Source organism: Arsenicicoccus sp. oral taxon 190 (assembly GCF_001189535.1).
Taxonomy (GTDB): Bacteria; Actinomycetota; Actinomycetes; order Actinomycetales; family Dermatophilaceae; genus Arsenicicoccus.
In genome coordinates, this window is record NZ_CP012070.1 from 1,103,145 (window position 1) to 1,121,924 (window position 18,780).

Annotated in this window: 16 protein-coding genes; 6 read left to right on the top strand and 10 right to left on the bottom strand. The window is 73.7% G+C overall.

Going from position 1 to position 18,780, the window contains the following annotated elements:
• Window positions 1-84 precede the first annotated feature (84 nt).
• The 5 genes from yidC to ADJ73_RS05240 all read left to right on the top strand — a co-directional run bounded on the left by yidC (window position 85) and on the right by ADJ73_RS05240 (window position 5,615).
• Window positions 85-1,158, top strand: a complete 1,074-nt coding sequence (gene yidC / locus ADJ73_RS05220) for a membrane protein insertase YidC (RefSeq protein WP_082176753.1) — start codon at window positions 85-87, stop codon at window positions 1,156-1,158.
• 93 nt (window positions 1,159-1,251) lie between these two features.
• Window positions 1,252-1,854, top strand: coding sequence for a Jag family protein (locus tag ADJ73_RS05225; RefSeq protein ID WP_050347372.1), 603 nt, complete (start codon window positions 1,252-1,254; stop codon window positions 1,852-1,854).
• Complete coding sequence (rsmG, locus tag ADJ73_RS05230; protein WP_082176754.1) at window positions 1,851-2,633, top strand: 16S rRNA (guanine(527)-N(7))-methyltransferase RsmG; 783 nt, start codon at window positions 1,851-1,853, stop codon at window positions 2,631-2,633. Before ADJ73_RS05225 ends, rsmG begins: the two co-directional genes overlap by 4 nt.
• A 376-nt stretch (window positions 2,634-3,009) precedes the next feature.
• Entirely contained in the window at window positions 3,010-4,479 is a 1,470-nt protein-coding gene (locus ADJ73_RS05235; RefSeq protein WP_441293941.1) for a ParA family protein, read from the top strand.
• On the top strand, window positions 4,476-5,615 hold the full coding sequence (locus ADJ73_RS05240) for a ParB/RepB/Spo0J family partition protein (protein WP_050347373.1): 1,140 nt from the start codon (window positions 4,476-4,478) through the stop codon (window positions 5,613-5,615). The genes ADJ73_RS05235 and ADJ73_RS05240 overlap by 4 nt, the downstream gene beginning before the upstream one ends.
• Window positions 5,616-5,756: 141 nt before the next feature.
• Here the strand turns inward: ADJ73_RS05240 and ADJ73_RS05245 are convergent, their stop codons facing one another.
• Both ADJ73_RS05245 and ADJ73_RS05250 read right to left on the bottom strand, forming a co-directional pair.
• Window positions 5,757-6,707, bottom strand: coding sequence for a D-alanine--D-alanine ligase family protein (locus ADJ73_RS05245; RefSeq protein WP_050347374.1), 951 nt, complete (start codon window positions 6,705-6,707; stop codon window positions 5,757-5,759).
• Window positions 6,704-8,014, bottom strand: coding sequence for an aminotransferase-like domain-containing protein (locus tag ADJ73_RS05250; protein ID WP_050347375.1), 1,311 nt, complete (start codon window positions 8,012-8,014; stop codon window positions 6,704-6,706). Before ADJ73_RS05250 ends, ADJ73_RS05245 begins: the two co-directional genes overlap by 4 nt.
• Window positions 8,015-8,159: 145 nt before the next feature.
• Here ADJ73_RS05250 and ADJ73_RS05255 point away from each other — a divergent pair, with 145 nt between their 5' ends.
• The gene (locus ADJ73_RS05255) at window positions 8,160-8,819 is read left to right on the top strand and encodes a hypothetical protein (RefSeq protein WP_050347376.1); all 660 of its coding nucleotides are present in this window, start codon (window positions 8,160-8,162) and stop codon (window positions 8,817-8,819) included.
• A gap of 108 nt (window positions 8,820-8,927) precedes the next feature.
• Here the strand turns inward: ADJ73_RS05255 and trxA are convergent, their stop codons facing one another.
• The 8 genes from trxA to ADJ73_RS05295 form a co-directional block, all read right to left on the bottom strand.
• The gene (gene trxA, locus ADJ73_RS05260) at window positions 8,928-9,257 is read right to left on the bottom strand and encodes a thioredoxin (RefSeq protein ID WP_050347377.1); all 330 of its coding nucleotides are present in this window, start codon (window positions 9,255-9,257) and stop codon (window positions 8,928-8,930) included.
• 28 nt (window positions 9,258-9,285) lie between these two features.
• Window positions 9,286-10,287 carry a thioredoxin-disulfide reductase gene (gene trxB / locus ADJ73_RS05265; protein WP_050347378.1) on the bottom strand — a complete coding sequence of 334 codons (1,002 nt, stop codon included), beginning with the start codon at window positions 10,285-10,287 and terminating at the stop codon, window positions 9,286-9,288.
• 202 nt (window positions 10,288-10,489) lie between these two features.
• A complete protein-coding gene (locus ADJ73_RS05270; RefSeq protein WP_050347379.1) occupies window positions 10,490-11,347 on the bottom strand; it encodes a hypothetical protein in 858 nt (285 codons plus the stop codon).
• Window positions 11,348-11,465: 118 nt separating this feature from the next.
• Complete coding sequence (gene sigM, locus ADJ73_RS05275; RefSeq protein ID WP_050347380.1) at window positions 11,466-12,065, bottom strand: RNA polymerase sigma factor SigM; 600 nt, start codon at window positions 12,063-12,065, stop codon at window positions 11,466-11,468.
• A gap of 15 nt (window positions 12,066-12,080) precedes the next feature.
• A complete protein-coding gene (locus ADJ73_RS05280) occupies window positions 12,081-13,964 on the bottom strand; it encodes a hypothetical protein (RefSeq protein ID WP_050347381.1) in 1,884 nt (627 codons plus the stop codon).
• A 69-nt stretch (window positions 13,965-14,033) separates the two neighbouring features.
• On the bottom strand, window positions 14,034-15,869 hold the full coding sequence (gene murJ / locus ADJ73_RS05285) for a murein biosynthesis integral membrane protein MurJ (protein WP_050347382.1): 1,836 nt from the start codon (window positions 15,867-15,869) through the stop codon (window positions 14,034-14,036).
• Window positions 15,866-18,292 carry a DUF6049 family protein gene (locus ADJ73_RS16895; RefSeq protein WP_156188128.1) on the bottom strand — a complete coding sequence of 809 codons (2,427 nt, stop codon included), beginning with the start codon at window positions 18,290-18,292 and terminating at the stop codon, window positions 15,866-15,868. Before ADJ73_RS16895 ends, murJ begins: the two co-directional genes overlap by 4 nt.
• Window positions 18,289-18,780: an NUDIX hydrolase gene (locus ADJ73_RS05295; RefSeq protein ID WP_253272672.1), complete on the bottom strand. Its 492-nt coding sequence runs from the start codon at window positions 18,778-18,780 to the stop codon at window positions 18,289-18,291. The genes ADJ73_RS16895 and ADJ73_RS05295 overlap by 4 nt, the downstream gene beginning before the upstream one ends.

The window sequence follows — 18,780 nt, forward strand, 5'->3', positions numbered from 1 at the left end:
CGGACAGGGCAGACTGGACCACAGACCGATCCGGCCACGACCTGGCACCACCCCTGGCGCACCCGCCTGACCACAGAGGACGAGATGGACTTCCTGAGCACCTTGCTGCGGCCGATCGAGATCGCCGTCGCCTGGATCATGTACGGCTTCCACCAGCTGTTCACGACCATCGGCATGGACCCCGAGGGGGGTCTCACCTGGGGCTTGTCCATCGTCGGGCTGGTGGTGGTCATCCGGATCCTGATCACCCCGCTGTTCATCAAGCAGCTGCACGCGTCGCGCAAGATGACGCTGATCCAGCCGGAGCTGCAGAAGATCCAGGCGAAGTACAAGGGCAAGACCGACCCGGAGTCCCGTCAGAAGATGACGGAAGAGACGATGGCGCTCTACAAGGAGTCCGGGACCAACCCGTTCTCCTCCTGCATGCCGATCCTGCTGCAGATGCCGATCTTCTTCGCGCTCTTCAACGTCCTCAACGGGCTCGGCGCCATCGCCAAGGGCACCCGCGACGCGGTCGGCCCGATCACGGCCGCCGTCGCCCACCAGGCCGAGGCCTCGACCTTCTGGGGCGTGCAGCTGTCCGACAAGTTCGTGGGCAGCGAGGACCTCAACGCCAAGGTCATCACGATCGTGCTCATCGTGCTCATGTCCATCACGCAGTTCACGTCGCAGCACCAGGCCATGACCAAGAACATGCCGGCGTCCGCGATGGACAACCCGATGTTCAAGCAGCAGCGCATCCTGCTCTACGTCATGCCCGTCGTCTTCGCCGTCTCCGGCATCAACTTCCCCATCGGTGTGCTCATCTACTGGCTCGTCACCAACCTGTGGTCGATGGGCCAGCAGTTCTACACCATCGGTCGTATGCCGACCCCCGGCTCGCCCGCCTACGAGCGGCTCGAGGCCAAGCGCAAGGCGCAGGGCAAGGCGATGCCCGGCGCCCACTCGCTGAAGCGCTCCGACGCCGGCCAGGCCACCGTCGAGGGCGAGGTCGTCGAGTCGCCGGTCCGCCAGAGCGGTCAGCGGCAGCAGCCGAAGCGCAAGGGCCGCAAGGGATCCGGCCGCGGACCGGGTGGGTCCACGTCGGGCGGGTCTACGTCGGGTGGGTCCACATCGGGCGGGCCTGCGTCGGGTGGCTCGAGCTCGGCGCGCGGCTGACCCTCGGGCCCTGCGCCCCCCCAGACCTCGACCGGCGCCTCCGGGACGACCCTCGTCCTCCCGCCGGTCACCACGAGAAGAAAGGCACATCCCATGAGCGAGACGACGCAGGAGAGCCAGGTCGCGGGCACCGTCGCCCCCGCCGGGGCCCCCGCCGACGAGCCCGGCACCGAGACGCCCCAGGCCGAGACGCCCCAGGTCGAGAGCACCAGCCGCTCGTCGCGGCTGGAGCTGCTCGAGCGCGAGGGGGAGGTCGCGGCGGACTTCCTCGAGACGCTGCTCGATATCGCCGACATGGACGGTGACATCGACGTGGACGTCGACGGCGACCGCGCCTCCATCGCGATCGTGGACTCCGACGAGGGCCGGGTGCCGCGCAAGCTCGTCGGTGACCGTGGCCGCGTGCTCGAGGCGCTGCAGGAGCTGACCCGCCTGGCCGTGCAGGCCGAGACCGGTGAGCGCTCCCGCCTCATGCTGGACGTGGCGGGGCACCGGGCCGCGCGGCGTACCGAGCTCGTCGAGCTGGCGCGCGACGCCGCTCGGGAGGTCAAGGAGTCCGGGCAGGAGAAGGCGCTGCCGGCGATGTCGGCCTTCGAGCGCAAGGTGGTCCACGACGAGGTGCTGGCCGCGGGCCTGTCCTCCGAGTCCGAGGGTGCCGAGCCGCATCGCCACGTCGTGGTGCTGCCTGCGTCATGACGTCCGACCACGACCCGCGCCCCGTGAGCGAGACCGGCAGCGCCGCCCCCCAGGAGGGGGCGGCGCTGCCGCATGTGCCCGAGGCGGCGCGCCAGGTCTTCGGGGAGCGGCTGCCCCTGGCCGAGGGCTTCGTCGCGGCGCTGGCGAGCACCGGCGTGGAGCACGGGCTGATCGGGCCCCGCGAGGTCCCCCGGCTGTGGGAGCGGCACGTCCTCAACTGCGCGGTGGTCGCCGAGCTCGTCCCGACCGGCGAGGGCATCGTGGACATCGGGTCGGGCGCCGGCCTGCCGGGTCTGGCCCTGGCGATCGCGAGCCCCGGCAGCGAGGTCCACCTGGTCGAGCCCCGGCACCGCGCCACCGACTGGCTGACCCGGACCGCCGCGGCGATCGGCCTGGACAACGTCGTGGTCCACCAGGGTCGGGCCCAGGACGTCGTGGGCGACGTGGTGGCCCCCGTCGCCACGGCGCGGGCGGTGACGCGGATCGGTCAGCTGGCGCTGTGGTGCGCCCCCCTGCTGCCGGGCGGCGGCGTCCTGCTCGCCCTCAAGGGGTCCAGCGTGGAGCGTGAGCTGACGGAGGACGCCAGGGCGCTGCGCGCCGCCGACGTCGTGGAGCTCGACATCGTGCGCTGCGGTGCGGACGTGCTGGAGGTGCCGACCACGGTGGCCCGGCTTGTTCTGGCCGCCGACCACCGACCCGGGGTCGCCGTCCGCGGGGATGGGCCCGGCCTGCGACGCGGCCGGGCAGGGAAGGGCCGTCGGCGCGACAGTGCCTCCTGAGGCTCCCCACCCCATCCTTATCGTTGTGCCACGTGCGGGCGCGTCCATGGCGGGTCTGCAGGGCTGCGTTTCACGTGAAACACCGCGTCCTCCGAACGCGCCCAAAATGGGCAGCACCGCCCCGTGGCGCCTGGTCCGTGACGGTGGCCCCCGCGTCTAGAGTGGACGCTTGGCATCAGCATGTGGCACGAGGAGTGTGGGTGTGAGCGTCGCGACCGGGTTGGGATGGCCTGACCTTCAGCTGCCGGGGGGTGGTTCCGGGCTCGGCTGGCCCGCCCCTGTTTCACGTGAAACACCCGGCGCGCGCCACGAGACCCTGCGCACGGCGGTCCCGGACGAGGACGGCCTGCCGGAGGAGGCGGCGTACGAGGAGCCCGTGCCTGAGCATGCCTCGGTTGAAGAGCCAGTGCTCGAGGAGCCTGTGGTCGAGGAGCCCGTGCTCGAGGATCCTGTGCTCGAGGAAGCCACCTCGCCCGCCGAGGGACTGGGCGACGGACTCGGCAGCATCGCCCAGAGCTGGAGCGACGACCTGCCCGGCGAGGGCTATCAGCCGGAGCAGCGGTTGCGGGCCCACCGCCCCCGCGGCGCCGAAGCGGCCGCCCACGCCGAGGTGCAGAGCCGATTCCTCGGAGGGACGGGCTCGGACGACCGCAAGTCCCGCCTCGCCGTCGCGTGGCAGGACGCTCCCAGTCGTCAGGTCCCCGACGCGGCCCTCTTCGGCGACGCCTCCCACGCCGCGAGGACCGAGCTCGCCGAGATGGCGGCGGCCGTCACCACCGACGAGCCGGTTTCCCGTGAAACACCCGAGGTGGACGTGGTCTCGACGTTCGCTGCGCAGCAGGACGCCCCTGACGACCGCACCGAGGAGAGCCTCTCCATGACCCAGGCGACCATCGACGCACCGGGGACCCCCGTGGCAGCACCGGCCTCGGCCGACGAGCCGCGGGAGAGCGCGACGTTCGGCTCCTCAAGCGCAGCCGATGCCCCGTCACCGCTGGGTCGCGCGCAGGCCACCGGCGACCCCCTCCCCGCCCCGAGGCGCACCCGGGTCATGACGGTCGCCAACCAGAAGGGCGGGGTCGGCAAGACGACCACGACCGTCAACGTGGCCGCAGCCCTCGCGCAGGCGGGTCTGCGGGTGCTCGTGCTCGACCTCGACCCGCAGGGCAACGCCTCCACCGCACTGGGCATCCCGCACCACGCCGAGGTGCCGAGCGTCTACGACGTCCTCGTCGACGGCGCGCCGATCGCCGACGTCGTGCAGGCGTGCCCCGACGTCCCCAACCTGTGGTGCGCGCCCGCGACCATCGACCTGGCCGGCGCCGAGATCGAGCTCGTGTCGTTGGTGGCGCGCGAGATGCGGCTGGCCCGCGCGCTCACGGCATACCTGCGACGCATGGAGGACGAGGACCAGCGGATCGACTACGTCCTGGTCGACTGCCCCCCGAGCCTCGGGTTGCTGACGATCAACGCCTTCGTCGCTGCAGAGGAGGTCTTCATCCCCATCCAGTGCGAGTACTACGCGCTCGAGGGCCTGTCGCAGCTGCTCAAGAACATCGAGCTCATCAAGGCCCACCTCAATCCCTCGCTGCACGTCTCGACCATCCTGCTCACCATGTATGACGGTCGGACCCGACTCTCGGCGCAGGTGGCGGACGAGGTCAGGCGGCACTTCGGCCAGCAGGTCGTGCGCTCCACGGTGCCGCGCTCGGTGCGGATCTCCGAGGCGCCGAGCCACGGTCAGACCGTGATGACCTACGACCCCACCAGCAGTGGGGCCCTGTCCTACGCCGCGGCCGCGGTCGAGATCGCCCGGCAGGGTGCCGGCGAGGGAGGTAACCGATGAGTGAGAAGCGACGCGGCCTGGGCCGCGGCCTCGGCGCCCTGATCCCGCAGGCCCCGGCCGGCGATCGCCCGGTCGACGTGTTCTTCCCCGACGCGGAGCGGCTCGCGCCCGGGACGGACGCCGATGTTTCACGTGAATCCACGCCACGGGGTGCTGCTGACGCGGTCATGGCTCCCGACGACCTGCGGGGCCTCGGTCTGGGTCGGCGTCCCCTGGACCCCAGCCTCATCGCGTCCGTGACCTCCGAAGCGGCCACCCGCGGCGAGGGTGGGCTGACCGCCGTCCCCGGAGCCGCCTACGCCGAGGTGCCGGTCGGCAGCATCCAGCCCAATGCCAAGCAGCCGCGCCAGGTCTTCGACGAGGACGACATGTCCGAGCTCGTGCACAGCGTGCGCGAGATCGGTGTCCTGCAGCCGATCGTCGTGCGCCCGCTGCGCGAGGCCGCGCACCCCGACCACCCGGACGCGGAGTACGAGCTCATCATGGGTGAGCGCCGTTGGCGCGCCACCCAGGCCGCCGGGCTGGCGACCGTCCCCGCGATCGTCCGTCAGACCGACGACGACGAGATGCTGCGCCACGCGCTGCTGGAGAACCTCCACCGCGCCCAGCTCAACCCGCTCGAGGAGGCCGCCGCCTACCAGCAGCTGCTCGAGGACTTCGGCTGCACCCACGACGAGCTCGCGTCCAAGCTCGGTCGTTCGCGACCGCAGATCTCCAACACCATCCGGCTGCTGCGCCTCCCCCCGCTGGTGGCTCGCCGCGTGGCCGCCGGGGTGCTCAGCGCCGGCCATGCCCGTGCCCTGCTGGGTCTGGACGACGCCGCGGCCATGGAGCGGCTCGCCCAGCGCATCGTGGCCGAGGGGCTGTCCGTGCGCTCGGTCGAGGAGATCGTCGCCCTCGGGGGCGACGGGTCGAGCGAGCCGAAGCAGCGGGCTCCCCGCAGCTCCGAGCCACGCCCCGAGCTGGACGACCTGGCGAGCTCGTTGGCCGACCAGCTCGAGACCCGCGTGCAGGTGTCGATGGGCAAGCGCAAGGGCAGGCTCACCGTGGAGTTCGCCTCGATGGAGGACCTGCATCGCATCCTGGCCCTCATGGGACACGAAGGGCCCGACGGCCACGACACCCACGACGCGTAGCCGCGCGCGCCGCGCGCGTACCAGCTCGCACCGCCACGCCCGACGATCGACGCCGAGAGTACCTCTAGGGTTCTCTCGGCGTCGATCGGCTCATCTACGGATGTCTAGCGTTGCGACAGCGGCATCCTCAGCGGCGCTCGGTCACGCGTGGTGCTCGGCGATGACCGCCTGAGCGAGCTCGGCGAAGACCTCGGCCGCATCCAGCCCGGCGCCGGCCAGGGCGAGCGGCACCTGGCTCGTCTCGGTGAGGCCCGGTGAGACGCTGCACTCCAGGAACCACGGCGTCCCCGCCGCGTCCACGATGAGGTCGGTCCGGGAGAGGTGGCGATGGTCCAGCACCTCGTGGGCCGTGACCGCCGCCGCCAGGGCTGCACGGGTGGCCTCGGGCGACAGCCGCGCGGGCGTGAAGTACTCCGTCTCGCCGGCGTTGTACATGTGGTCGTAGTCGAAGACGCCGTCGACGGGGCAGATCTCGACGGGCGGCAGGGCCTCCAGCTCGCCGCCGGGTCGCGCCAGCACCGTCACCGACACCTCGGTCCCCTCGACGAGATGCTCGACGAGGGCCAGCTCGTCATACGCATAGGCATCGACGAGGGCGGCGCCCAGCTCGGCGGCGGTCCTTGCGACGTGGAAGCCCAGGGCGGAGCCACCCCGCGCCGGCTTGACCGCGAGCGGCAGCCCGAGGTCACCGGCGAGGCGTTCGAGGACGAGACCGGCCCCCAGCTGCCGGAAGGTGCTGTGGGCCACGGCCACATGGGCCGGGGTCGCGAGGCCGGCGCGGGCCACGAGCGCCTTGGCGACCGGCTTGTCCCAGGCCAGCCGCGCGCCGGTGCCCCGCGGCCCGACGAAGGGGACCCCGAGGTGGTGCAGGACGTCGCGCAGCGAGCCGTTCTCGCCCGGGCTGCCGTGCAGGGTGGGCCACACCAGGTCGGGCACCAGGGTGTCGATGGTGCCCAGCAGGGTGCGGTCCAGGTCGGCGACGTGGACGTCGAATCCCTTGCTGCGCAAGGCTTCTGCCAGGCGGCGACCGGATCGGACGGAGACCTCGCGCTCGTGCGAGAGGCCACCGGCGAGGACGAGGACAGTGGTCATGACACATCCGGTGAGGGGAGGAGGACCCGGGAGGTCCGCGAGCGGGTGGAGTCGTCGTAGGGCCCGAAGGTGTCGAGGAGCTCCTGCTCCCGCTCGACGACCGTCGCGAACCTGCGGACCCCCTCGTGGATGCGCTCCACGGAGGGGTAGGAGAAGTTGAGCCGGGCGTTGCGGCGGCCCGTGCCGTCGGCGTAGAAGCCGGTGCCGGGGGCGTAGGCGACGAGCTCCTTGACCGCGAGGGGCAGCATGGCCTTGGTGTCCAGCCCCTCGGGCAGCTCGATCCAGAAGAACAGGCCGCCGCGCGGCAGGTGCCAGGTCGCCTGGGGCAGCAGCGACGTCAGCGCCGCCGCCATCGCGTCGCGACGCTCCTGGTAGAGCTCGCGGTAGCTCGCGGTCTGCGCCTGCCAGTCCCACTCGGCGAGGTATCGCGAGGCGACCGCCTGGGAGAAGGCGCTAGGGCACAGGATCGCGGCCTCGTTGGCGAGCACGAGCTTCTCGCGCACGGCGTGCGGAGCGACGGCCCAGCCCACCCGCAGCCCCGCGGCGAAGATCTTGGAGAAGGTACCGAGGTAGATGACGCCGTCCTCGTCCATCGACTTCAGCGCCGGGTAGGTCCGGCCCTCGAAGCCGAGCAGGCCGTAGGGGTTGTCCTCCACCACGAGGATGTGGTGCCGCCGGCAGATCTCCAGCACCCGCGGGCGCCGCTCGTCGGACAGCGCGGTGCCCGCGGGGTTCTGGAAGGTCGGGACCGTGTAGAGGAACTTGATGCGCCGACCCTGCCCCTGCAGCCGGACGATGTGCTCCTCGAGGGCTTCCGGCACGATCCCGTCGCTATCGCACGGCACGTGCACCACATCGGCCTGGTAAGCCGCGAACACGCCGAGCGCGCCCACGTAGGAGGGGGACTCGGCCAGGACGACGTCCTGGGGGTCCACGAAGACCCGCGTGACCAGGTCCAGCGCCTGCTGGGACCCGGTGGTCATGACGATGTCGTCCGGGTGGGCCCGCAACCCCTCCAGGGCCATCACTTCCAGCAGCTGCTCGCGCAGCCGCTCGTCGCCCTGCCCCGAGGAGTACTGCAGCGCCGTGAGCCCCTGCTTCATCAACAGCTGCTGGACGGTGTCCCCGAGGATGTCCATCGGCAGCGCCTGGATGTTGGGCATGCCGCCCGCCAACGACACCACCTCGGGTCGGGACGCCACCGCGAAGAGAGCTCGGATCTCGCTGACCTTCATCCCGGAGGTGCGGGCGGCATACGACTCGACCCAGGGGTCGAGGCGCGAGCCGACGGGATGGTGGTCGTTCATGCGGCGCTCCTTCGGTCAGCAGGATCCCGGCCCGTGCGGGCAGCAGGGTGGGCCCGTAGCCTGGGGGAGCCGAGACCTGCAGTCTGTCACGATGCCCCCAGGTGGCGTCGGCAGGTCCGGGACGCGTCGTCGAGAGGAGAGGCCCGTGAGCGGGCGCGAGGTGGTGCCGCTGTCGGCGGCGACCGTCGACCTGCTGCGGGACCCCTGCAGAGGGTGCGTGCGCTGGCTGCGCGACCCCGTGGAGGCGCGCGCGTCCGGCGAGCGGCGCTCTGTCTCCCGGCAGCGGGAGTGGGCCGGTGACGTCACGCGACGCTGGGGTCCTCCGGGCGTCGTCGTCCGCGTCGAGGGTCGGACCGTGGCCCATGCGGTGGCGGCGCCCTCGGCGTTCGTGCCCCGCGCCGCCATCCCGGCCACCGCGCCCGTCAGCGCCGACGCCGTGCTCCTGCTGTCGCTGTCCTCCGAGAGCCGGGTGCACACCAAGGCCGCGCTCCACGGGCTGGTGCGTCAGGTGGTGCGCCGCCAGGTGCGCGCGATCGAGGCGTATGGCGGCCCCGCCGTGGTCCCCGGGTGCCTCTCCGGGGCGGGCCCGGGCGCGGCCCTGCATGACCTGCCGTGGCCCCCGCCGGACGTGTGCCGCATCCCGACCCGGCTGCTCACGGACATCGGGTTCGTCGTGGTGCGCGAGCACCCCACCACGCCCCGGCTGCGGCTGGACCTGCGCACCGTCGCCACCGTGGCCGAGGACGTGACGGCGGCGCTGAGGCGGCTCGTGCCCGAGCGCACGACGGCGCCCGCCGCGACGTAGCCGCACGACGGCGCCGGCGGCGACCTAGGCGCACGACAGCGCCCGCCGCGACCCAGGGGCCGGCGGCGGGCGCCATACGTCTCGGGCGCTCAGGTGAGCGCCGCGAGGTCAGGAGATGTAGTCCGCGAGCTCCTTGAGCAGGCGCGGCTTGGGCTGCGCGCCCACGATGCTCTTGACGACCTCGCCGCCGACGTAGACGTTGATGGTCGGCAGGCCGGTGACGCCGTAGCGCGCGGTGGTCTGGGGGTTCTCGTCGGCGTTGAGCTTGACGACGTCGATCTTGTCGGCGTAGGTGCCGGCGATCTCGTCCAGGACCGGGGCGATCTGGCGGCACGGGCCGCACCAGGAGGCCCAGAAGTCGACGAGCACGGGCTTGCTGCTCTGCAGCACGTCCTGCTCGAAGGTCGCGTCGGTGGTGTCCTTGGTGTTGGTGCCCATGGGTGTCCTTCCGGGTCGGGTGGGTGGGTCAGCGGGCGAGCTCGGTGGCCTGGGGCTCGGCGGTCAGGGAGGCGTCGGGGGCCGGGCTGCCGGCCTCGTCGCGCGCAGCCAGGAAGCGCTCGGCGTCCAGGGCGGCGGCGCAGCCGGACCCGGCCGCGGTGATGGCCTGGCGGTAGGTGTGGTCGACCAGGTCGCCGCACGCGAAGACGCCCGCGACGTTGGTCGCGGTGGTGCGGCCCTGGACGAGGACGTAGCCCTCGTCGTCGAGGTCGATGACGCCCCGGACCAGCTCGTTGCGCGGCTCGTGGCCGATCGCCACGAAGACCGCCGAGGTCGGGAGGTCGCGCTCGGCGCCGGTGACGGTGTCGCGCAGGGTCACGGACTCGACCTTGGTGTCGCCGTTGATGGAGGCGACGGCGGAGTTCCACGCGAAGTCGATCTTGTCGTTGGCGAACGCCCGGTCCGCCATGATCTTGGAGGCCCGCAGCTCGTCGCGCCGGTGGACGATGGTGACGCGCTCGCCGAAGCGGGTGAGGAAGGTGGCCTCCTCGATGGCAGAGTCGCCGCCGCCGACCACGACGATCGGCTTGTTGCGGAAGAACGCACCGTCGCAGGTGGCGCACCAGGAGACGCCGCGGCCCGAGAGCCGCTTCTCGTCCGGCAGCCCGAGCTCGCGGTAGGCGGAGCCCATGGCCAGGATCACCGCGTGGGCGCGGTGCTGGTTGCCCTCGCCGTCGGTGACGACCTTGACGTCGCCGGTCAGGTCGACCGCGGTGACGTCGTCCCGCACCAGCTCGGCCCCGAACCGCTCGGCCTGGGCGCGCATCTCGTCCATCAGGTCCGGGCCCATGATGCCGTCGCGGAAACCGGGGAAGTTCTCCACCTCGGTGGTGTTCATGAGCGCGCCGCCGGCGGTGACCGACCCCTCGAAGACCAGCGGCTCCAGGTTGGCTCGGGCCGCGTAGACGGCGGCGGTGTAGCCCGCCGGGCCGGAGCCGATGATGATGAGGTTGCGGACGTCGCTGCTCATGGGGTCCTTCGTCGGTGTGCGGTGATCAGGTCGGCCGAGACCGGGAGTCCCACTGTCCCATCCGGCGCGCACCGGCGGTAACCGTGGCGTCGGCGTGTTCATTCCGTGGGGTGCGGGGCCGGGGCGGTCGTCCGGTTTCACGTGGAACGTCGAGCTCGGCCGCGGGTGCGCGTGCCGGGCTGGGGCCGCTGGGAGGCCCGACTCAGCGGGTCGACACCGCGGGCTGCTCGAGGAGCTGCGCGCCGGCGGGTGCGCACGGCAGCGATGCCAGGTAGACCCCTACCTGACGACGGTCGCTGCCCTGCTCGACGGCGATGAGTACCGCGGGTCGGCCCTGGTAGCTGCCGATCTCGGCCGCGATGCGCCCGCTCGCGGCCCCGTGGACAGCCGCGAGGCACTCGCGCACCCCGGTCGGGGTGCCGATGGGTCCCACGCCCGGCTGCTCGACGGTGTGGGGCGTCGGGGGCGTCCAGGGCGACTGCAGCAAACCCCGGCCGTATGCCGCCAGAGCGGCCCCGCCCGGCAGCGGGCTGCGCGCGAGGCGGATCTGCACCGCGGGGGCCTCGGGCGCGAGCGGAGCCGTCGCGGCACCGGCCGACCCCGGGTCGGTCTGTGAGGTGGTGGACGGCGAGGTCGACAGAGGGGCGGAGGGGCTGGTCGACGGGGCCGAGCGGACCGAGCTGGCGTCGCCGTTGAGGTTGGCGGCCGCGGAGGAGGAGCTGGACTGGCCGTGGTCGACCAGGTTGGAGGCGACCACGCCGAAGACCGACACGGCGGCCGCGGCACCCAGCACCGCGCCGAAGAGGCGCCGCCCCGACGGGCGTCGCCGGGTGGCCCCGTCGAAGGGGACCACGGTGGCGATCGGCCTCTCACCGGGGGCGCCGTGCCCCGGCGCGGGGGTGATGCGACGGCCGTGGGCCTCGGCCTCGAGGGAGGCGTTGATGCGGGCGACCAGGTCGGGGGGCATCGGGCCCGGGTCGGGGAGCGACGCGAGGAGGTCACGCACCCCGGTGGGATCCTCGTCGTCGGGGCGTGAGGTGCTCGGGTGCGGCGATGTCATGGGCGGGACACCTCCCTCGGGATCTGGTCGGGCCGGTGGTCGGCGGTCGTGCAGGAGCTCGGCGCGGCAGGTGCGACGCGGCGGGACGAGCCGGCGGCGGGGCGCATCTCCACCATGTCTAGGACGCGCCGTCGGACGGGATGGTTCCCGACCGACGGGTCGTCGGTCGGGACGGGCGGGCGCCGAGCCCGAGGATCTCGGCCATGGCGGTGCGACCGCGAGCGCACCGCGACTTGATGGTCCCCTCGGCGACGTCGAGGACCTGCGCCGCCTCCGCGACGCTGAGGCCGTGCATGTCGACGAGCACCAGGGCCAGCCGCTGCCCCTCGGGCAGCTGGGCGAGCGCCTGGCGCACGTCGAGCTGCACCTCCAGGGAGGCGTGGGCATCCCGGCCGTCGCTCAGGTCGTGCTCGGGCAGCTCGGACGTGGGGCGCGCCCGGCGCAGCCGGTCCAGGCAGGCGTTGACGACGATGCGGTGCAGCCAGGTCGTGACCGCCGCGTCGCCGCGGTAGGAGCCCGAGCGGCGGAAGGCGGCGATGAAGGCGTCCTGCACCGCGTCCGAGGCGAGCTCGCGGTCCGAGCAGGTGCGCATCGCGACGGCCCACATGCGGTCGCGGTGGCGTCGGTAGAGCTCGCCGAAGGCGTCCGGGTCACCGTCGTTGTGGGCCGCCATGAGGGCACGGTCGTCCGCCGTCGCGAGGTCCAGGGTCCCGGTCATCGGCGCGGTCCGGGATCAGGACAGGGCGATCTCGGAGAGCGCGGCGTAGTGGCCGCCGAACATCTCCGGGCTGTTGGTGAACCACACGATGACATAGGGGTGCCGGCCGGCGCCGGGCTGCACCGGTATGGCGATCTCCCCCTTGGCCCCCTTGACGCTCCCGAGCTGGGTGGCGCCGTCCTTGGTGGCCGTGTCGCTGCCGTAGACCTCGATGTCCTGGCCGCCGCTGTCGGGCAGCACCAGCTTGATCTGGTGCAGGTCGCTCTGGGTGTCGCCGAGGAAGACGGCGAGGCCCACGCCCGACTTCAGGTTGCCGAACCGGTCGGTCTTGTATCGCTGGCTGCGCCAGTAGGTCCCCGGGTTGCCGTCACGGACGTTGTTGACCATGTCGTTGTTCTCCGCGTGGTCCTCGCCCTCGGGGTCGTAGGCGGAGACGCCGACGATGGGCAGCGGCGTGCCGGCCGGGGGCGGCGCGGCGGCGGTCTGGCGACCCACGACCTTGCCGTCGGGCCCGACGGTGACCGTGACGGCGGGGGCGCTGGCCGTGTAGGTGCGGGCGACGGGCGGTGCGTCCAGCTGGCGCCGGATGTTGCCGACCATGGCGGAGATGCCCATCACGCCCAGGACCAGCCCGAGCACCACGAGGGCGGCCATCACGGCGAGGACGAAGTTGGACTGGCGGCGCGAGGGGGTGCCGGTCGGCACGTCGTTGACGAAGACCGGGGCCACGGGCTCGGCCCGGTGGTCGGCCTCGGTCGCGAGGGTGGAGAAGGGGACGCGACCGGCCATCTTGTCCTGCTGCCGGTCGAGCTGACGCTCGTGGCGCTCTGCGCGCCGCGCGGCGGCCCGGCGAGCGGCCGACCTGGCGACGGAGCCGACGCCGCCGACGACCGCCCTGGCCCCCGCGGCCGTGGCCCCGGCCGCGGCGAGGGCCGCCGCCTCGGCCTTGCTCGGCGGGTGGTCCACGTCGGTGCGCAGGTCGTCGGCGAGGGCGAAGGGCGCCGGTGCCGCGGTGGACACCGCAGGCGCCGGGTGGGTCGGGGCGTCGCGTGAGTCCGAGGGGTCCGAGGGGGCGGGGCTCCCGAGGGAGCCGGACGCGCCGTGGGTGCCGGTCGAGCTCTGCCCGGGGCGCGGGTCGGCCGGCTCGTCGCCGGCCCTGAGCAGGCTCGCGACCGCCGCCGGGGACTCGGGCCGGTCGGGACGCCGGGCGCCCAGGCCGGACACCACGAGGTGCTCGAGGTCGTCCGGGACGGCCGCCACCAGCTCGGACGGAGCAACGGGGGCGCCCGCGACCACGGGGGTGGGACGCAGCCGGACCTCTCCCGTCCCCGGCCAGGTGGCCGTGAGCGCGGCGTACAGCAGGGCGGTGAGCGCCGCGGCGTCGGTGCGGGAGGCGTCGGCGTCGCTGACGTCGTCGCGGCCGCGCAGCGCGGCCTGCACGGCGAGGCCGCGCAGCTTGACCGCGCCGTCGCGCTGCCGCAGCACGTCGTCCGGGGTGAGGTCGAGGTGGTGCAGCCCCCGCGTGCGGGCTCGCTCGAGCACCTCGGCGACGTCGCGGACGATGCGGCGGGCCTCGGGTGCGGGCAGCCCGCCGTCGCCGAGCAGGTCGGTCAGGGTCGCGGCGCCCTCGGGGGCCTCCTCCACCACGTGGACCAGGCCGTCGTCGTCACCGGCGTCCAGGATGGGCAGCAGCCGCGGGTCGGTGAGGGAGGACGCACGGCGCGCGGCGTCCAGGGCGGCGGGGGCCACCGGGTCGTCGGCGGGGAGCACGGTCACCCACACCCGCCGGCCGAAGGTGGTGTCGTCGGCCTCCCAGCGCTCCGCGCGCTCGGTGTGGTCGAGCCGCTGCCGGAGGTGGTAGCGGCCTCCGATGGACGTGCCCGGTCCCACAGCCGGCATACGTCACTCCCTCTCGTCGTGGTGCGCGGCCCGGGACGTCGGCTCGCGCACGGTGGCGCTCATCGCATCCTAGGGCGTCGTGCCTGCTGAGGTCCGGCGACGCAGCCGCGTGGTGAGGGGCGACAACAGCTCGTCGACCTCCCGCAGGTGGAAGACGCGCGACAGCGCGAAGAAGAGCAGGGCGAAGACCAGCCCCCCGACGGCCAGCTGCAGGAGGGAGGACACCGTGCCGGACCCGGCCAACCGGGACCCGAGCTCCACCACCCCCCAGGTGGCCAGGGCGGACAGGGCCGACACCAGCGTCAGGCGGACGTGCAGCCGGACGATGTGCTGCAGCGGCAACCCACCGACGCGACGTCCGGCGATGACCACGAAGGCCAGGGCGGCCACCAGGTTGCCCACGGTCTGACCGACGGCGATGAGCGCCACGACGTGCTCCCGGGGACCGGCGAGCGCCAGCAGGGCGGCGGCGACCTGGACCGCCGTCAGCAACGCCTGCAGGTAGAGGTTGGTGCGACCGTCCTCCAGGGCGAAGAGGAACCGCTGCTGCAGGGTCGTCCACCCGAACGGGATCAGCCCGAGCACCATGATGGCGAAGACCAGCGCGGTCTCGCCGAGCGCATGGCCGTGGACGCCGGGGACCAGCGACATCCCCGGCACCGCGAGGGGGAGGGCCACGGCCGTGACGGGCACCAGCGCGACCGACGGCATCGTGAGACCCCGGGTCACGAGACGCCGCAGGCCGGCGGTGTCCGCGTCGTGCACGGCCCGGGACATGCGGGGATACAGGGCTGTGAGGATCGAGACCGTGATCACCCCGTGGGGCAGCATGAAGATCAGGAAGGCCAGCTGGTAGACCGTGACACCCGCGACGTCCTGCCCGGAGTCGTGGGCCCAGCCGGCCACGCGGTTCATGACGGCCACGCAGGTGTAGCCACCCAGCTGGGCGACGGCGAGGGCGGCGAACGCCCACCCGGCCATGGTCGAGGCCGACCGGAAGCCGTAGCCGCGGAAGCCCCAGCGGGGGCGCCACCGGAAGCCGCTCGCGCGGAGGTCGGGGACCAGCGCCAGGGCCTGCAGGGCGATGCCGGCCGTGCTGGTCCCGGCGAGCAGCCAGATCATCGGCGGGGTCCAGACCTGCGGCCGGGTCCCCCAGGACCAGAGGAAGATCCCCATGCCGACGATCTGCACAAGGTTGGCCAGCACCGGGGTCCACATGAAGGACGCGTAGCGCCCGCGGGCGTTGAGGACCTGGCCGAGGACGGCATACAGGCCGTAGAAGAAGATCTGCGGGAGGCAGATGATGGCGAAGGCCGTGGCCAGGCCCCGCGCTGCGGGACCCACCTGGTAGAGCACCACCAGCGGATAGGCCAGGGCGGTGGCGAGCGCCGCGACCAGCAGGATCGCGCCGATGCAGATCGTCAGCAGCCGGTCCACGACGTCCTGCCCACCGTCCGGCCGCTTCATGGCCTTGGTGATCTGCGGGATCAGCACGGCGGTGAGCAACCCGCCGGAGAGCAGCATGTAGATGGTGTTGGGCAGCTGGTTGGCCGTGTTGAACGCGTCGGCGGCCGCCCCGGTCACGCCCAGGCAGGCGACGAGCATCAGCTGACGCACCAGACCCAGGGGGCGTGACACGAGCGAGCCGGCCGCCATCAGCGCGCTCGCGCGACCCACGCTCTGCTCCCGGACCACGCCCCCGCTGCCGGCACCGGCGGAGTCCGTATGCCGCGCCTGCCGCTCCTCCTCGCGCTGCCCGGCGGCGGTGGCGGCGTCGGGGTCCGGCACCGCGCCGCTGGTCTCCTCGGGGTCGAGCAGCGCGCCCTCGGGCTGGTCGGGGCCGCTCGGGTCCGGTGACTTCCGTGAGTCCTGCGGGTCGCGCGTGTCGTGGCGGGTGCTGCTCATCTCAGGTCCTTGGGAGAGCGATGGGGGCCGAGGACGGCGTCGGCGACCGCGTGGGTGTCGCCCAGCTCGCGCTGGGCTCGGGTCGGGCTGCGGCGCAGCGAGCGGGCGAGCCCGAGCACCAGGATCGCGCCGACGATACCGGCGATGAGCACGAAGACCCACACGCTGGTCGGGCGGACGTTCATGTCGACGGTGGTCGGGACGCCGAGGACCGTGCCGTCCGGGGTGGTCAGGCGGGCCTCGAGGGGCACCGTGCCCGCGCCCAGCGCCGTGACCTGCACCTGCGTCGTGGTGCGGCTGCCCGCCGCGACCGAGATCGGGCCCGGCGACCGGTCGACCCGCAGCTTGGGGCTGCCGGGGACGAGCTCGAGGCGGACCCCGTGGACGGCATACGGAAGGGCGTTGGTGACCGTGATCTGGATGGTGCCGGTGTCGGCGAGGAAGTTGATGGTGCTGGGCCGGACCTGGATCCCCTGGGCCGTGCCGGACAGCGAACCGGTGACGGCGTGCCGCAGGGTCTCCCACGACCCGGGCTGACCCCGCCAGCGGGCCGACGCGAGGTCGCGCACCCCGGTGGTCCACGACCCGGCGGACACCTGCTCGGGTGGCAGCACCTGGGCGAGGCCCGACGCCGTGGCGGCGTCCTGCTCCAGGGCGGAGATGCGTTCGGCGTCGAGGGGGGAGACGCCGACGTGGGGCGAGCCGGTGGCCGGTCCGGACGCGTCCGGGCTCTGGCCCAGGATGCTGCTGGTGGCCACCTGCCGCAGCCACGGCGCGGTGCCGCTCGCGGTCCAGAGCCGCCGCAGCGCGGGACCGGACATCGCGGTGTCCCGGGGGATCGTGACCAGAGCGGTGCGCCGGGTGCCGGGCAGCTCGCCGAGCAGGGTCAGCGACTGGCCGAGGAACTCCTGCACCAGCTGGGCGTCCGAGGCGGTGCGGGTGCCGGCGGTGACGGCGCTCAGGCGTTCGTCGTAGGCGAGCAGCGGCAGGCCGCCGGCGCTGCGCTGCGCTGCGCCGGGGGTGGTGCCGCGCCACGACGCGACCGTGGCCGAGGAGACCAGGGCCGCCGTCGGTGCGCCGTGACCCGTGAGGAGCGGCCACTGCGTCGAGCGGTCGGTGTCCCACCGCCCGTCCGCGGGCCATGCCACCGAGCTCGGCAGGGACCGCCCGAGCGGTGCGTCCAGCGGGCTGGCACCGCTCGGGTAGAGCACCTCGCGGAGCCGGTCGTCGAGCCCGCTGTCCAGCAGCGCCGCGGTGTCGGGGTCATGGGTGGGCAGGCCCCACAACGGCTGGTCGTCGCCGAGGGCCTTGAGCCGCGCGGCCAGCTGCTGGGCGTCGCGGGCGGCCCCGGCCAGGGCCGCGGGGGTGGAGGCGGCGGGCGGTGCGGGCGAGGGAGTCGAGGGCGCTGCCGTGCCCGGGGTCGCCGGCGCTGCCGGAGCCGTCGCGGCGGAGCCGGCCGAGGTGGCGGGGCTGGAGGCACCCGTCCGGGATGACGTGGCGCCGGGTGTCGGCAGGGCTGGGGTGGTGGGGTTGGTCGGGGACGTCGGAGTGCTCGGTGTGGCCGGTGTGCTCAGGGAGGGCGCCGGCTCGGGCGACGAGGCGGTGACCAGCCCGCCCGCCCGGGTCGGGGGCGCCACCACCGCCGGGTCGACCAGCCACGTGACCGGGGTGCCCGAGGCGGCGTCAAGCCGGTGCTGCAACGGCCCGCCCGGGCCCACCGCCCGGGTCCACGCCGCCCCGACCTGCTGGTCGGTGCCGGCCGTCAGCTCGGGGTCGGCGGGCAGCGTCAGCGGCGCCACCCAGGCCAGCCGCAGCGGCTCGAACTCCTCGGCCCGGCCGACCCAGGGCACCACCGTCCGGGCGATCCCGGCCTGCCCCTCGGCGCTGCGGACCTCGACGGCCAGCGGGTAGGCCCCGAAGGGCGCGCCCCGGGACAGCTGGGACCGCGGCACGGTCAGCGACAGGGTGGTCGAGCCCCCTCCGGGCAGGCCGGCGGGCAGCTGCTGGGTCGTGGCCACCCGCCCGGCGAGCGGGCGGGGCGAGCTGTCGTGCAGCCAGGACGCGAGCTCTTCGCGACCGGTGACGGCCGAGGCCCCGGTGAGCACCCTCGCGGTCAGCGGGCCGGTCCCAGACCCCGCGGTTGCGGAGACGGTGACCTGGACCCGCAGGTCCTGACCGGGGCGGACCACCGTCGGGCTGAGCTCGTCGAGGCGGACCTGCACCGGAGCGGTCGTGGCCGTCGTGACCGTCGTGGCCGGAGCCGCCCCGGGGGCCACCCCCAGTGCCATCCCCGGAGCCACCGCCGGGGGCGCGAGCGGGCGGTGAGGGGCGCCGTGGGCAGGCGGCATACGGCCTGCACCGGCGGAGGCCAGCGAAAGGGCCGCGGCCACCGCGGCGCCGAGCCGCACGAGCCGACCGCTCACCGGTCACCTGCGAGGCGCTGCCAGGCCGCCGCGGCGATCCGCCTCTCGTTGGGGAAGGTCAGCTCGGTGGTGTTGTCCCCCAGACGCACCCACGCCACGTCGATCGCCTCGTTGTCGGGGTCGTTGTCGATGGTCAGGTGCCCCCCGAGCGCCTCGAGCAGGTAGTGGTGCACCACCTTGTGCACCCGCGACGACGCGGTCGTGAACCAGTAGTCGATGGACCCCAGCGGGGCGATGACCCGCCCGTGGATGCCGGTCTCCTCCGCGACCTCCCGCACCGCGGTCTCCTCGAGGGTCTCCGCGCCCTCGATGTGCCCCTTGGGCAGGCACCACTCGATGCGGCCCGCCCGGTTGCGGCGGGCGATGATCGCGAGCTCCGCCAGCCCCCGCTGCACCCGCACGATGACCCCGCCGGCCGAGACCTCCTCCACCGCCGGCAGCCGGCGCGGGTAGCGCGCCGGGGGGCTCGAGGGGTAGGGAGTGCTCAC